Consider the following 13,055-nt stretch of genomic DNA (forward strand, 5'->3'; position numbering starts at 1 on the left):
ACCATCACGCCTATTCGTTCGCTTCGAACCGCTCCGCGCTGATCGTCAACGGGCCGATTTGCGTGCTGACCGTGGCGCGGATCGGCGCATATACGCCGCTTTGGCCGACCGGTGCAAACGTCACCATGATGCGGCTGCGTTTCTTCAGGTAGTTCAGCGCCTTGCGGTTCTTGCGGTAGCCGGCCACCGGCTCGAAGCCCAGCCTGCAGGTGACCGTATCGCCCTTGTAGCCGGTCACCGAGATCGACCCTTTGGACTCGTAGGTCAGTTTGAGATCGGCACGCATTTCGCCGTCATAGAGCTTCACCGTGCGCCCGCAGACCTGGTCGAGGCTGTCGGCATGGATGACGGTCGCGGCCATCGGATCGAGGACCGATACGAGATGGCTGCCGACCAGCGGTATCCAATTCTCGGGATTGCGCTTCTTCGGCTCAGGCACGACCTTGGTCGAGGTGACGACGCCGTTGGCAAACTGGATGTCGATCATCGATGCCTTCTTGCCGGACGTGTAGTCGGCGTGGAACGCTTGCGGCTGCAACTGCTTGCCCGAAATCTTGCCCTTCGACGAGATCGTGCCTCGCGTATCGTCGAACAAAGTGGCGAGCCCGGCGGCGGAAACGCTGCCCTCGATCGAATAGGTGTCACCCTCGTAATGGCTGGAGAATTTCGCCTTGGCCACGGAGAGGCCGAGGAACGACACCGAATATTCGCCCGTGAAGGATTGCGGCTCAGCGGCCGAAACCGTCGTCGAAAGCGCGACGGCCATCAGCACGACCAGGGCATGGAGGAAAGAACGAGGCATGGCGGGTCCTTGATTGTCGACCGGACGGGCGGCTCCGGTCTGGCATGTCCCTGTGCGACCGCTTATAGGCTGAATTCCGGCCTTAATGTGAAAGGCGCCGTCGGCAGGCAACGTTGGGGCTGGTCGACGGCCAAAATAAAAAACCCGCCTCGGCGGGCGGGTCGTTGGAGCCAATTAGCACCATACCGAAATTAGTAGCATAGCTGCCGGCACAAAGCAAGAACAAATGTGGCGCCCTCGACGAATCTGCCGATCTGCCTCGGCCCGGCAGAGGGAAAGGGTTGCGGGGGGAAAGGTGGCTCGGCGAAGCCGAGACGGAGAGGGGGAACCGCGCTCTACGAAAAGGCCCCTCTCCGGCCGCAGAGCCTGTCCTCGGGCTTGCCGAAGGCAAGACCCGTGGGCGGCCACCTCTCCCCCGCTTCGCGGTGGGCGAGGAACCTAGGTCTTGAGAGATCCGCGGGACAGCAACATCTCCTCCTGAGGGGGCGATCAGCAGCTTCACCGACGACACCTACTCCGAAAGTGCGATTCCCCATCCCCGAAGCAACCCCAAGCTTGACGCATCGGCGAAATGCAACTATGGAACGCCAACTTTTTCCATAAGGCCGCCTGACCGAAACCGCGCGCCACCCGGCGCGGGTCGAATGTTTGGCCAGGACCGAGAACCGAAGGTTAGAACCATGTCCCGCACCTGCGAACTCACTGCCAAGGCAGTCATGTCCGGCAACAATGTGAGCCACGCCAACAACAAAACCAAGCGTCGCTTCCTGCCCAATCTCGTCAATGTGACGCTGATCTCGGAAGCGCTGAACCAGAATGTGCGCCTGCGCATTTCGGCCAACGCGCTGCGTTCGGTCGAGCATCGCGGCGGCCTCGATGCCTTCCTGGCCAAGGCCGATGCCAAGGAATTGTCGCAGCGCGCCCGCCTGTTGAAGAAGCAGATCGCCAAGAAGCTCGCCGAACAGCCGGCCGCCTGAGTTTTTCGGCGGCGGCCGCCTTCCAGGGCGCGACCGGGTTCCGGATCGCGTTCCGCTGGTTCCATTACCCAGGATAAAAAAATGATTTTCCTCTCGCGGTACCTGCCCTTCGTGGCGGCCATGGCGCTCGTCGTCGTGGCCTCGAACATCCTCGTGCAGTTCCCGATGCAGGGTGCAATCGGCGGGTTGTCGCTGGCCGACATCCTGACCTGGGGCGCCTTCACCTATCCGTTCTCCTTCCTGGTCACCGATCTCGCCAATCGCCGTTATGGGCCGGCGGTGGCGCGCAGGATCGTCTTTGTCGGCTTCATGACAGCGGTGGTCTGCTCGATCGTCATCCCACCGCTGCTGTTTCGCCACGGCCTGATCGAATTCGAGACCGCCGCCGACCGGCTGGTGCGTATTGCCGCGGCGTCGGGTGCGGCCTTTCTCACCGCGCAGTTGCTCGACGTCACCGTGTTCAACCGGCTGCGCCGGCAGAGCTGGTGGCGCGCGCCGATCGTCGGCACCCTGGTCGGCTCCGTCTTCGATACGGTGGTGTTTTTCACCGTCGCCTTCGCGGCGGCGTTCGCCTTCGCCGGGCCCAATGACGGCTTTGCGCTGGAAACCGCGCCGCTGATGGGCGTGCTGCCGGTCGAGACGATGCGCTGGATTTCCTGGGCGCTCGGCGATCTCGGCGTCAAGCTGGTCATAGCGGTGGTGGCGCTGATCCCCTACCGGCTGCTTGCCGCCCGCTGGAGCCAGCCGGCACTGGCGGCATAGAGCGTGATCCCGAAAAGTGGGAACCGGTTTTCGGACAAGATCATGCTCAAAGACTATCGAGCATGATCCCCTGGCTTCAACTGGACTCGGCAAAAACGCCTGACGGCGGACAGGAACTCCGCCTGAAACGGCGCGGCGGCGAATTCTCGATCATGCTTGGCGCGAACGAGCTGATGAACAGCCGGCTCAGCGGTTCCGAAGAAGCGCTGGCGAAACTGTCCTGTCAAAGGATTGCCGGCCGCCGGACCCCAAACATCCTGATCGGCGGCCTCGGCATGGGCTTTACGCTGCGCGCGGCGCTGGCCGAGCTCGGCGACGATGCGCAGGTCGCCGTTGCCGAACTGGTGCCGGCCATCGTGATTTGGGCGCGCGGCCCGATGGCCGAGCTGTTCGGCGGCTGCCTTGATGACCGGCGCGTCAGCATTCGTGAGGCCGATGTCGGTCAGCTCATCCGATCGCAAGCTTCGGCCTGGGACGCGATCCTGCTCGATGTCGACAACGGCCCCGAGGGCATCGTCTACAAGGCCAACGATGCGCTCTACAGCGCAGCCGGCCTGATCAGCGCGAGAGCAGCTCTCAAGCCCGGCGGTGTGCTGGCGGTCTGGTCGCAGGGCCCTGACGCAGGTTTCACCCGAAGGCTCAAGCAGGCCGGCTTCACGGTCGAGGAGGTCAAGGTGCGGGCTCACGGCAAGCGCGGCGCCCGTCACATCGTCTGGCTCGCGAGCAAGGGGCAATAGGCCACCTCGCAATCCGGGCGGGCCTTGTTGGACGCCGCCCGGTACGCCGGCGAACCTCTACTTCGCCTTCTGAAGCTCGGCGGCAAGCGCCTGCAGCAGCCCGCGTGTGCCCTCCTCGCGCCCTTGCGCTGAATCGACGCCATCGAAGAACGCACCCTGTTCGGTATAGGTCAGGCGGGTGCCCTCGCCGGAAGGTGCAAGCTCGACCGTGGTGAGCGACGCCGACAGCGGCTGCGCCCCGACCGCCATCCGGTATGAAAATACGATGCGCCGGTCAGGGACGATGTCCTGGAACTGCGCATCGAGCCTGATCTCCGGGCCGCCCTGGTAGCTGAACCGCGAAACCTCGCCGCCGCCGACACGGAAATCGAAGGTGAATTCGGCGATGGTGAAGCCGTCGCCTTCGACCCGCCAGCGCCGCACCGTCGCCTTGTCGGCAAAGGCGAAGAAGACGCTCTCGGGCGATTGCGGATAGGTCCGCTCGATCGTGAAGGTCGAATGGATGACGGACTGCTGGTCGTTCACGGGGGCAATCTGGTTCATTTCTTGTCGTCCTTTTCCTGGTCGTGGATTGTTGCGTTCGTTTGGTCAGTCTCCGCCAGGATCTGGCCGAGACGGTCGAGGTGGCGTTCGGCCGGCGTACGGCGCGCGGCGATCCAGTCGGCGAGCGGGGCAAGCCCGCCGGGCTCGATCCGGCAGGTGCGCACGCGTCCGACCTTCTCGCTGCGGATCAGCCCGCACGCTTCCAGCGCCTGAAGATGCTGGAGCACGGCGGCGAAGGTCATGCCGAACGGCTCCGCCAACTGGCTGACGGTGGCCGGCCCGCGGCTCAGCCTTTCCAGGATTGCCCGGCGCGTCGGCTCGGCAAGAGCCCGCAGGATGCTGTCGATCTCGGAATACTTAAGCATGGACTTGAGTATTTCGCCGATGACACAAATTGTCAAGTCACGGCTAAAGTATTTTTGCTGATGGTGAGAGCCGGCTGGAAAACCCGCGACGCGGGTCATTGCCAGGGGAAATTGCGAGGGAAATTGCCTGCGCTGCAAAACGGCGCGGAAACGCCAGCGATGCTGTCAGCCAGCAGGCCGGTCGCGCGTCAATCCTCGTGCAGCACAAATTCCAGGTAAAGATTGCGCTGCAGGATCGAGTGGTTGTCGTCGGACATCAGCGACACGATCAGCGCGCCATCGTCGCGGGTCCAGACGTCGAGCGCTTCCATGTTGTCGATCTGGTAGCCCATGTCGGCTTCGAGCAGCACCGGCCCGTCGGCGACGGCGCCCTTCTCGACGCTTTCGCCATAGATGCGCCGCAGCCGCATCTTGACGCCGCCGGCCATCGAAAAACTGCGCTCCAGAAGCAACAGGTCGCCGTCCGGCAGGAAGGCGCCGTCGGTGATGTCGAAATCGCCATTGCGCTTGATGGTGAAGACGCCCTTGCGCGGCCCTTCGATGATCGCGGCAAAGATGTTGCCGGTCTTGTCGAGGCTCTTTTCCGACACCACGACCAGCCCGCCCGCGTGCTGCCCGTGAGGATGGGCGCGGGTAACGGTCTCGAAGCCGCGATTGCGGCGGAGTTCCCAGGCCGGGATAAGGAAGTCCAATTGCCTGAACGGCGCCTTCATGTCGTCCGGGTCGATCTTGAACTCGGCGATACGGTGATCGCGCTCGAAACCGACCGTGGCAATGCCGTCCTTGACCGCGAGGCCTTCGGCATCGACCGCCCATTTCTCGTCGATCGGCTGGCCGGCCGCATCGACCATCTGCTGCATGCGAAAATTCTGGATGCCGGAAGGCCGCTTCTCGGCATCGTGAACGAGGGTGCCGAAGAACCAGAAACCGGTGTCGGCAACGCCGATGAAATCGCTGCCTGGCTTGAGGAACCGAAGCGCCGACAGCGCGCCGAAATCGCGCGTCGGCGAGGTCATTTCGAGCCCGCCGACGAATTCGAGCGGCCCGAACTGTTTTTCGTCATTGCCGATGCGAAACTGGGTTATGGGCCGGGCCGAGATTTCGGCCGGCTCGACCGAGGCCGGCCCGGCAGCGACAGCCGGGGCCAAAGTGATGCCGAACAACGCAATGGCGGCCAAAAGCTTCTGCCAAAAGCCGCCGCGGGAACAAATCATCCGGCGCGCCGCATGCCGCCGCGCCGCGTGTCGCGCACGGTTTCCTCGGCGAACAGCGAGGCCAGCTGCTCGGTCATGGCGCCGGCCAGTTCTTCGGCATCGACGATGGTGACGGCGCGGCGATAGTAGCGGGTGACGTCGTGGCCGATGCCGATGGCCAAAAGCTCGACCGGCGAGCGCGTCTCGATGAGCTCGATGATGGCGCGCAGATGCCGCTCGAGATAATTGCCCGGATTGACCGACAGCGTCGAATCATCGACCGGCGCGCCGTCCGAGATCATCATCAGGATCTTGCGCTGCTCCGGCCGCGCGATCAGCCGGTTATGCGCCCACAGCAGCGCCTCGCCGTCGATGTTTTCCTTGAGCAGGCCCTCGCGCATCATCAGGCCGAGATTGCGGCGCGCCCGCCGCCACGGATGGTCGGCGGATTTGTAGATGATGTGGCGCAGATCGTTGAGCCGGCCGGGGTTCGGCGGCTTGCCTTCCTTCAGCCATTTCTCGCGCGCCTGTCCGCCCTTCCAGGCGCGGGTGGTGAAGCCGAGGATTTCGACCGAGACGCCGCAGCGTTCCAGCGTGCGCGCCAGGATGTCGGCGCAGGTCGCGGCGACCGTGATCGGCCGGCCGCGCATAGAACCCGAATTGTCGAGCACCAGCGACACCACCGTGTCGCGGAATTTGGTATCGCGCTCCTGCTTGAAGGACAAAGGCTGCATCGGGTCGATGACGACGCGCACCAGCCGTGCCGGATCGAGATAGCCTTCTTCGAGATCGAAATCCCAGGAGCGGTTCTGCTGCGCCATCAGGCGGCGCTGCAGCCGGTTGGCCAGCCGCCCGACGACGCCGGAGAGGTTGGCGAGCTGCTTGTCGAGGAAGGCGCGCAGCCGGTCGAGCTCCTCCTCCTCGCACAGTTCCTCCGCACCTACGGTCTCGTCGAAGGCCGTGGTGAAGACCTTGTAGTCGATCTCTTTCGGCAGATTGGTGAAGGGATTGTCGTTGCGGCGCGCCTCGCCGGGCGTCTCCGCATCGGCGTCGTCATCGTCGGAGAGATCCTCGGCGGTGGCGTCGGAGGCCTCCGTCTCGGCCGATTGCTCGTCGTCCGACGATGCCTCGGTATCCTCGGACTGCGACTGCTCGGAGCCCGAATCGTCTTCGCCGCCCTCCTCGCTCTGCTCCTCGCCTTGCGGCTGGTTTTCGTCGTTGTCCTCGGAGTCTTCCGTCTCCTGGTCATCGCCGAGTTCCTCGGCCATTTCCATGGAGGCGAGCATCTCGCGCACCACGCGGGCGAACGCCTGCTGGTCGTCGAGCTTTGCCGACAGCCCGTCGAGATCGGCACTGGCTTTTTCCTCGACCCAAGGGCGCCAGAGATCGACCAGCCGTTCGCCGCTTTTCGGCACAGTGCGGCCGGTCAGCTTTTCGCGCACCATCAGCGCCAGCGCTTCCTCGATCGGCGCGTCGGCCTTGTCCTTGACGTCGACGAGGTTGGCCCTGGCGTATTTGTCCTCCAGCATCGAGCCGATATTGTCGGCGACGCCCTGCATGGCGCGGCTGCCGATCGCCTCGACGCGGGCCTGCTCGACCGCGTCATAGATGGCGCGGGCCTGTTTGCCTTCCGGTGCCAGCCTGGTGTGGATGCGCGCATCGTGGCAGGCGCGCTTCAGCGCCATGGAATCGCCGAGCCCGCGGGTGATGGCGATGTCCGCCTTCGATGCCTTCTTCGGCAATTCCGGCAGCCGGGCGCGGCTGCCGGCCAGCGCCGGCCGATCCTTGGCGAAGCCGACCTCGAGATCCTTGTCGCCGGCGATGGCGCGCATGCAGACGGTGACGGCGCGCTTGAAGCTGTCGTTCTCAGCGCCGGTCTTGGATTTGTTTCGCGTGTTGTCGCCCGGACCCGCCATCGAGACTCTGCTTAGCCCAGCACCACATTCGCCGCCGATTCCGGCAGATCTTCGCCGAAGGCGCGCTGGTAGAATTCGGCGACGAGCGAGCGTTCCAGCTCGTCGCATTTGTTGAGGAAGGTCAGCCGGAACGCCATGCCGATATTGCCGAAGATTTCGGCATTCTCGGCCCAGGTGATAACCGTGCGCGGGCTCATAACCGTCGACAAATCGCCGTTGATGAAGGCCGAGCGCGTCATGTCGGCGACCCGCACCATCTTGTTGACGATCTCCTTGCCCTTGCCATCGCGGTAGTGCTTGGCCTTGGCCAGCACGATGTTCACTTCATTGTCGTGCGGCAGGTAGTTCAGCGTGGTGACGATCGACCAGCGGTCCATCTGCGCCTGGTTGATCTGCTGGGTGCCGTGGTAGAGGCCGGTGGTGTCGCCCAGCCCAACCGTGTTGGCGGTCGAAAACAGCCGGAAGGCCGGGTGCGGGCGGATGACCCGGCTCTGGTCGAGCAGCGTCAGCCGGCCCGACGATTCCAGCACGCGCTGGATGACGAACATCACGTCCGGGCGGCCGGCATCGTACTCGTCGAAGCACAGCGCGACATTGTGCTGATAGGCCCAGGGCAGGATGCCGTCGCGGAATTCGGTGATCTGCAGCCCGTCCTTGACGACGATGGCGTCCTTGCCGACGAGGTCGATACGGCTGACATGGCTATCGAGATTGACACGCACGCAGGGCCAGTTGAGGCGGGCGGCGACCTGCTCGATATGCGTCGACTTGCCGGTGCCGTGATAGCCCGACACCATGACCCGGCGGTTATAGGCAAAGCCGGCGAGGATCGCCATGGTCGTGTTCTTGTCGAACAGGTAGTCCGGATCGATGTCGGGGACATGCTCGCTCGTCACCGCATAGGCCGGCACCACCATCTTGGAGTCGAAGCCGAATGTCTCCTTCACCGACACCGTGGTGTCGGGCAGGTTGGCGATGTCGCGATCGACCTTGTTCATCTCTATCAACGTCTCCACAAGCGAAACGCCGCGTTTCGCCGGCAATCGATTTTGTTCGGGGGCGGTCTTAGAGCCTTTTCCAACCTTATGAAAGTTGGAAAGCGACACGAACCGTATGGTCGCTCAGCACAAACCTGCCTGCTTGAGCACGCGATACGCCTGGAGCACATCGCGGAACCGGTCTTCCGAACCTCTGTCGCCGCCATTCGCATCCGGGTGGTGGCGTTTCACAAGTTCCTTATAGCGCGCCTTGATATCCTTGCCACTTGCCTTTGTATCAAGGCCAAGCGTTTCCAGTGCCTTGGCCTCAAGCGGCTTGGCCTTGCGCTCGCGTGCTTCGCGCGGGTCCTTCGGGCCTTTGAACAGGTCGAACGGATCGCGCATGCGATTGTAGTAGCCGGCGCGGCCGGAGCGCGCCTGGGCGAAGTCTGGCGAGGAGCGTGTCGAGGCACCGTTGACGCCCATTTTCCAGGTCGGCCGGTGGCCGGTCATGGCTTCCTTCTGGAAGCGGGCGATCTCGGTGTCGGGAACGCCCGAGAAATAATTGAAGCCCTTGTTGTACTCGCGCACGTGATCGAAGCAGAACTGGAAATACTCGCCTTCCTTCATCCGTCCGACCGGGGCACGGTGGGTACCGGCCTCCTTGCAGCCATCCCACTGGCAGATCGGCGAACGCGACTTCAGCTCCGCGTCCTTCTCCGGGCGGATGCGAATCTTCTCGAAATATTTTGGGTACGGCTTCATCTCACCCATTTATGGGCTGTTCGCTGATGCGAAACAAGAATTGACATTTTCGCGATGATCGCCCTAACCGCTGAATCGCGGCATAAAACCGGCGAATTGCGAATTTTGTGCGATGACATAGATGTGGTGAAGGGAAGCGGCGATGTCCATACAGGCAACGATGGAAGATAAGCTGAAAAAGGCGTTTTCGCCGGAACGGCTGGACGTCATCAACGAAAGCCATCTCCATGCCGGGCATCATCATGTGGATTCCGGCCATCACGCCACCTTCGACGGCACTGGCGAGACGCATTTCCGCGTCCGCATCGTCGCGCCAGCCTTTGCCGGCATGAGCCGCGTCGAGCGTCACCGCGCAGTCAACGATCTGCTGGCCGAGGAGTTGAAATCCGGCGTCCACGCCCTGGCAATCGAGCCGGTGGCGCCCGGTGAAAAGACCCGCTGGTAAATTTCAGCCGAGGCTCGCCCTCAGGAAAGCCATCACCGCTGCGGTCAATGCATCGCCGTCGGTGCCGAAGTCGCGATTGATCGACATGTGCGAATAGGCGCCGCCGTCGAACAGCGTGACCCTGGTTCCGGTGGCGCGCAGACGCCCGGCGAAGGCCTGGGCGTCCGCCGCGCGGGCTTTCGCCCGCGAATGGGCGATGAAGGTCGGCGGGTGCTTGCGGCCTTCCACATAGGTGACAGGCGACAGCGCGCGCCACTGCGCCGGATCGGGAAAGGCGCGGGCATAGACCCCTGCAATGCCGCCGCTTCTGGCCAGCGCCTCCAGATCGTAGGCCCTGGTGTCGTCGAGAACCAGCGCCGCGACGCCGGGCAGGCCGCCGCGCAGCCCGGTCAATGCTACGAGATGGCAGCCGGCCGAATGGCCCATGGCGACGATCCGGTCCGGATCGCCGCCATGCCTGGCGATGTTGGCGCGGACGTAACGATAGGCCAGTTCGACATCTGCCGCCTGGGTGGCGACGTCGGCTTCAGGCAGCATCCGGTAGTCGATCGAGACGAAGCCGAAGCCATTGTCGAGCAGGAAACCAGGCTTGGAATTGACATTGTTGCGGTTGCCGACCCGCCAGGCGCCGCCATGGACGAAGAAGACGACCGGCAGGCCGCTTGCGCCATCGCGGGAATAGATGTCGAGCTTGGCCGGCCCATAGTCGAAGGTTTCGGGCGACGGCGAACGCAGCCGCAATGCCGCCGCCTGTCCCGGCAGCAGCGCCGCCATCGACGCCAGAAGCAGGCTTCGCCGATCGATCGTCACCAACTCCTGACTGCCCACGGCTGCCACAAGGTGCGCACTGTCATTCTCCAAGCATCGCCGGCTTGATCCTCAGCCGCGCGATACGGTTCTTGTCGCGCTTCATGACTACGAAGCGCTTGCCGTGAAACGTAAAGGCCTGCTTTTCGTCCGGGATCGACTGCGCCTCGTGGATGACAAGGCCGGCGATGGTGGTGGCTTCCTCGTCCGGCAGGTTCCAGTCGAGCGCCCGGTTAAGGTCGCGGATCGGCACCGTGCCGTCGACGACGACGGAGCCATCGGCCTCCTGCTTGACGCCCTGGATGTCGATGTCGTGCTCGTCGGCGATCTCGCCGACGATCTCCTCGATGATGTCTTCCAGCGTCACCAGCCCCTCGACCTCGCCATATTCGTCGACGACGATGGCGAAATGCGCCTTGCGGCGCAGGAAGGCATTGAGCTGCTCCTGAAGCGTCGTGGTGTCGGGCACGAACCACGGTTTCGACGCGATCTTCATCACGTCGATCCTGGAAAAATCGTTGCCGACCTCGTTCAGCGCGCGCAGCAGATCCTTCGCGTGCAGCACGCCGACAATGTTGTCGAGCGAACCCTTCCATAACGGCATGCGGGTGTGCGGGCTCTGCAGGATCTCGCGAACCACCGCTTCGGGCGGGTCGTCAGCGTTGACGGAGCGCATATTCGTGCGGTGGACCATGACGTCCGACACTTCGAGCTCCTCGAGGTCGAACAGGCCGCCGATGCGGGCGCGGTCCTCGCGCACCACCTGGCCGTCGCGGCGGAAATCGTCGACGGCGCCGCGCAGTTCCTCGCGCGCAGAGCGCTGCGGCTCGATGCGTTGCAGCTCGTAGCCGAAGGCGGCGAGCAGGCGCCGGCGCAAGACGAAGCCCAGCAGGCCGAGGCCGGCGAGCACGGCAGCCGCGATCCAGCCGGCCTGGCTCATCCCGGGCGGCTTTCCTGCCGACCCGGATGGTTCTCCCGGAGGAACGCCAGCACTTCCGAGGCCGGCACATCCCGGGCGATAAAGGCCTGGCCGATGCCGCGCGTCAGGATGAAGGTCAGCGCGCCGCGCGACACCTTCTTGTCCTGGGTGATGAAGGAGAACAGCGTCTCGGCGTCGGGCAGTTCGCCTGGAATGTCGGCCATGCGCCAGGGCAGACCGACGGCGCGAAGATGCGCCTCGACACGCGCCGCGTCGTCGGGGCTCGCCAAATTGAGCCTTGACGAAAAGCGGTGCGCCAGCGCCATGCCGATGGCGACGCCCTCGCCATGCACGAGCCTTGCGCCGTCATAGCCGGTCGCCGCCTCCAGCGCATGACCGAAGGTGTGGCCGAGATTGAGCAACGCGCGGTCGCCGGTCTCGAACTCGTCGCGGGCAACGACGTCGGCCTTGGCACGACAGGCCTCGGCGATGGCCGCAGCCCGCTCCGGCCCGCCGGCAAACACTTGACGCCAGTTTTCTTCCAGCCAGGCGAAAAACTCGGGCCGGTCGATCAGCCCGTATTTGGCCAGTTCGGCATAGCCGGCGCGAAACTCGCGGATTGGCAGCGTGTCGAGCACTTCGGTGTCGGCCAGCACCAGCCTGGGCTGGTGGAATACCCCGACCAGGTTCTTGCCGCGCTTGCTGTTGATGCCGGTCTTGCCGCCGACGGAGGAATCGACCTGCGCCAGCAGCGAGGTCGGAACCTGCACGAAGTTCATGCCGCGCCGCGCGATGCCGGCGGCAAAGCCGGCGAGGTCGCCGACGACGCCGCCGCCGAGCGCGATGACGACGTCGCCGCGCTCCAGCTTGGCGGCCAGCACGCCGTCGACCACCTCTTCCAGATGGGCAAAGCTCTTGGTCTTTTCGCCTGGCAGCAACGTGATGACGGCATGTTGGATGCCACCGCTTGCCAGGCCGGCCGCAAGCGTCGCGAGATGCGCGGCCGCGACGTTTTCGTCGGTGACGACCGCCGCCCGCGTCCCCGGCAGACGGCGCGAAATCTCGGCGCCGGCGCGTGACAGCAGGCCGGGACCGATCAAAATATCGTAGGCACGCTCGCCAAGCCCGACTTCGACAGAGACCGTTGCATCAGCGCTCACGACCGCACCTCGTCAATATCGGCAACGCCGAGATGGCCGCGCAGCGCGTCCACCACTTCGGCGGCAATGATCTCCTTGCGGTCGTCGCGGGTCGGCACGATGACATCGGCCGCGGCGTAAACCGGGTAGCGTTCCGCCATCAGCCGTTCCAGCACGGCGCGCGGATCGGCGCTTTTCAGCAGCGGCCGGTTCTGTTTCTTGGAAACGCGCTCCATCAACAGGTCGATCTCGGCTTTCAGCCAAACCGAAACGCCATGGCTGGCGATCGCCTCGCGCGTCTGCGCGTTCATGAAGGCGCCGCCGCCGGTCGACAGCACCTGCGGCCCGTGCTCCAGCACACGCAGGATGACGCGCTGCTCCAGTGCCCGGAACTCCGCCTCGCCATAGCGCTCGAACAGGTCCGGGACGCTCATGCGCGAAACAGTTTCGATCTCCTGGTCGCTGTCGATGAAGGGCAGTGCCAGCATCGCCGCCACCTTGCGGCCGATCGCCGTCTTGCCGGCGCCCATCAGCCCGACAAAGACGATGGAACGGCCGCCCAGCCGGCCGAGCAGCGCGGCATAGCTCTCGCCCGGAGGATTTGCTGGTAGCGCGTTCATGCTTCTAGGGCCTCTTTGGCGGCGTATCGACATCAAAAGCCTGTTTGCGTCAAGCGCGGCGCAACCGGGACTATGGGCTTCACCCTTG

Annotated in this window: 15 protein-coding genes; 4 read left to right on the forward strand and 11 right to left on the reverse strand. The window is 64.3% G+C overall.

What is annotated here, in order from left to right; translation table 11 throughout:
• Positions 1 to 10 precede the first annotated feature (10 nt).
• Positions 11 to 802 (reverse strand): DUF3108 domain-containing protein, encoded by a 792-nt coding sequence (locus NKI58_RS01015; protein WP_352593894.1) that lies wholly within the window; start codon positions 800 to 802, stop codon positions 11 to 13.
• Positions 803 to 1,482: 680 nt separating this feature from the next.
• Here NKI58_RS01015 and rpmB point away from each other — a divergent pair.
• From rpmB to NKI58_RS01030, 3 genes are all read left to right on the forward strand, one after another.
• A complete protein-coding gene (gene rpmB / locus NKI58_RS01020; protein ID WP_006328411.1) occupies positions 1,483 to 1,779 on the forward strand; it encodes a 50S ribosomal protein L28 in 297 nt (98 codons plus the stop codon).
• An 81-nt stretch (positions 1,780 to 1,860) separates the two neighbouring features.
• Positions 1,861 to 2,541: a queuosine precursor transporter gene (locus NKI58_RS01025; protein WP_023677896.1), complete on the forward strand. Its 681-nt coding sequence runs from the start codon at positions 1,861 to 1,863 to the stop codon at positions 2,539 to 2,541.
• 62 nt (positions 2,542 to 2,603) lie between these two features.
• Positions 2,604 to 3,278, forward strand: coding sequence for a polyamine aminopropyltransferase (locus NKI58_RS01030; RefSeq protein ID WP_023677895.1), 675 nt, complete (start codon positions 2,604 to 2,606; stop codon positions 3,276 to 3,278).
• A 57-nt stretch (positions 3,279 to 3,335) separates the two neighbouring features.
• Here the strand turns inward: NKI58_RS01030 and NKI58_RS01035 are convergent, their stop codons facing one another.
• From NKI58_RS01035 to NKI58_RS01060, 6 genes are all read right to left on the reverse strand, one after another.
• The gene (locus NKI58_RS01035) at positions 3,336 to 3,821 is read right to left on the reverse strand and encodes an SRPBCC family protein (protein WP_352593893.1); all 486 of its coding nucleotides are present in this window, start codon (positions 3,819 to 3,821) and stop codon (positions 3,336 to 3,338) included.
• Complete coding sequence (locus NKI58_RS01040; RefSeq protein ID WP_352593939.1) at positions 3,818 to 4,186, reverse strand: ArsR/SmtB family transcription factor; 369 nt, start codon at positions 4,184 to 4,186, stop codon at positions 3,818 to 3,820. Before NKI58_RS01040 ends, NKI58_RS01035 begins: the two co-directional genes overlap by 4 nt.
• Positions 4,187 to 4,374: 188 nt before the next feature.
• On the reverse strand, positions 4,375 to 5,400 hold the full coding sequence (locus tag NKI58_RS01045) for an esterase-like activity of phytase family protein (protein ID WP_352593892.1): 1,026 nt from the start codon (positions 5,398 to 5,400) through the stop codon (positions 4,375 to 4,377).
• Positions 5,397 to 7,295, reverse strand: coding sequence for a cobaltochelatase subunit CobT (cobT, locus tag NKI58_RS01050; protein WP_352451202.1), 1,899 nt, complete (start codon positions 7,293 to 7,295; stop codon positions 5,397 to 5,399). Before cobT ends, NKI58_RS01045 begins: the two co-directional genes overlap by 4 nt.
• Before the next feature lie 11 nt (positions 7,296 to 7,306).
• A complete protein-coding gene (cobS, locus tag NKI58_RS01055; protein ID WP_352451201.1) occupies positions 7,307 to 8,293 on the reverse strand; it encodes a cobaltochelatase subunit CobS in 987 nt (328 codons plus the stop codon).
• A gap of 123 nt (positions 8,294 to 8,416) precedes the next feature.
• Positions 8,417 to 9,046, reverse strand: a complete 630-nt coding sequence (locus NKI58_RS01060) for a J domain-containing protein (protein ID WP_254816626.1) — start codon at positions 9,044 to 9,046, stop codon at positions 8,417 to 8,419.
• Positions 9,047 to 9,179: 133 nt separating this feature from the next.
• Between NKI58_RS01060 and NKI58_RS01065 the strand changes: the two genes are divergently transcribed.
• Positions 9,180 to 9,482 (forward strand): BolA family protein, encoded by a 303-nt coding sequence (locus tag NKI58_RS01065; protein ID WP_352570588.1) that lies wholly within the window; start codon positions 9,180 to 9,182, stop codon positions 9,480 to 9,482.
• A 3-nt stretch (positions 9,483 to 9,485) separates the two neighbouring features.
• Here the strand turns inward: NKI58_RS01065 and NKI58_RS01070 are convergent, their stop codons facing one another.
• The 4 genes from NKI58_RS01070 to NKI58_RS01085 form a co-directional block, all read right to left on the reverse strand.
• The gene (locus NKI58_RS01070; protein ID WP_352593938.1) at positions 9,486 to 10,256 is read right to left on the reverse strand and encodes an alpha/beta hydrolase; all 771 of its coding nucleotides are present in this window, start codon (positions 10,254 to 10,256) and stop codon (positions 9,486 to 9,488) included.
• 76 nt (positions 10,257 to 10,332) lie between these two features.
• The gene (locus NKI58_RS01075) at positions 10,333 to 11,229 is read right to left on the reverse strand and encodes an HlyC/CorC family transporter (RefSeq protein WP_023677887.1); all 897 of its coding nucleotides are present in this window, start codon (positions 11,227 to 11,229) and stop codon (positions 10,333 to 10,335) included.
• Complete coding sequence (gene aroB, locus NKI58_RS01080) at positions 11,226 to 12,368, reverse strand: 3-dehydroquinate synthase (RefSeq protein ID WP_352593891.1); 1,143 nt, start codon at positions 12,366 to 12,368, stop codon at positions 11,226 to 11,228. Before aroB ends, NKI58_RS01075 begins: the two co-directional genes overlap by 4 nt.
• On the reverse strand, positions 12,365 to 12,967 hold the full coding sequence (locus tag NKI58_RS01085; protein ID WP_352593890.1) for a shikimate kinase: 603 nt from the start codon (positions 12,965 to 12,967) through the stop codon (positions 12,365 to 12,367). Before NKI58_RS01085 ends, aroB begins: the two co-directional genes overlap by 4 nt.
• Positions 12,968 to 13,055 lie beyond the last annotated feature (88 nt).

This window comes from Mesorhizobium sp. M0522 (assembly GCF_040321085.1).
GTDB lineage: Bacteria > Pseudomonadota > Alphaproteobacteria > Rhizobiales > Rhizobiaceae > Mesorhizobium.

Bases quoted from the DNA above. Each gene is read 5' to 3' on its own strand.
- NKI58_RS01015 (WP_352593894.1), bottom strand. From the start codon at position 802: ATGCCTCGTTCTTTCCTCCATGCCCTGGTCGTGCTGATGGCCGTCGCG.
- NKI58_RS01065 (WP_352570588.1), top strand. From the start codon at position 9,180: ATGTCCATACAGGCAACGATGGAAGATAAGCTGAAAAAGGCGTTTTCG.
- cobS (WP_352451201.1), bottom strand. From the start codon at position 8,293: ATGAACAAGGTCGATCGCGACATCGCCAACCTGCCCGACACCACGGTG.
- NKI58_RS01035 (WP_352593893.1), bottom strand. From the start codon at position 3,821: ATGAACCAGATTGCCCCCGTGAACGACCAGCAGTCCGTCATCCATTCG.
- NKI58_RS01040 (WP_352593939.1), bottom strand. From the start codon at position 4,186: ATGCTTAAGTATTCCGAGATCGACAGCATCCTGCGGGCTCTTGCCGAG.
- NKI58_RS01030 (WP_023677895.1), top strand. From the start codon at position 2,604: ATGATCCCCTGGCTTCAACTGGACTCGGCAAAAACGCCTGACGGCGGA.
- cobT (WP_352451202.1), bottom strand. From the start codon at position 7,295: ATGGCGGGTCCGGGCGACAACACGCGAAACAAATCCAAGACCGGCGCT.
- NKI58_RS01085 (WP_352593890.1), bottom strand. From the start codon at position 12,967: ATGAACGCGCTACCAGCAAATCCTCCGGGCGAGAGCTATGCCGCGCTG.
- NKI58_RS01060 (WP_254816626.1), bottom strand. From the start codon at position 9,046: ATGGGTGAGATGAAGCCGTACCCAAAATATTTCGAGAAGATTCGCATC.
- NKI58_RS01075 (WP_023677887.1), bottom strand. From the start codon at position 11,229: ATGAGCCAGGCCGGCTGGATCGCGGCTGCCGTGCTCGCCGGCCTCGGC.
- NKI58_RS01070 (WP_352593938.1), bottom strand. From the start codon at position 10,256: ATGGCGGCGCTGCTGCCGGGACAGGCGGCGGCATTGCGGCTGCGTTCG.
- NKI58_RS01025 (WP_023677896.1), top strand. From the start codon at position 1,861: ATGATTTTCCTCTCGCGGTACCTGCCCTTCGTGGCGGCCATGGCGCTC.
- rpmB (WP_006328411.1), top strand. From the start codon at position 1,483: ATGTCCCGCACCTGCGAACTCACTGCCAAGGCAGTCATGTCCGGCAAC.
- NKI58_RS01045 (WP_352593892.1), bottom strand. From the start codon at position 5,400: ATGATTTGTTCCCGCGGCGGCTTTTGGCAGAAGCTTTTGGCCGCCATT.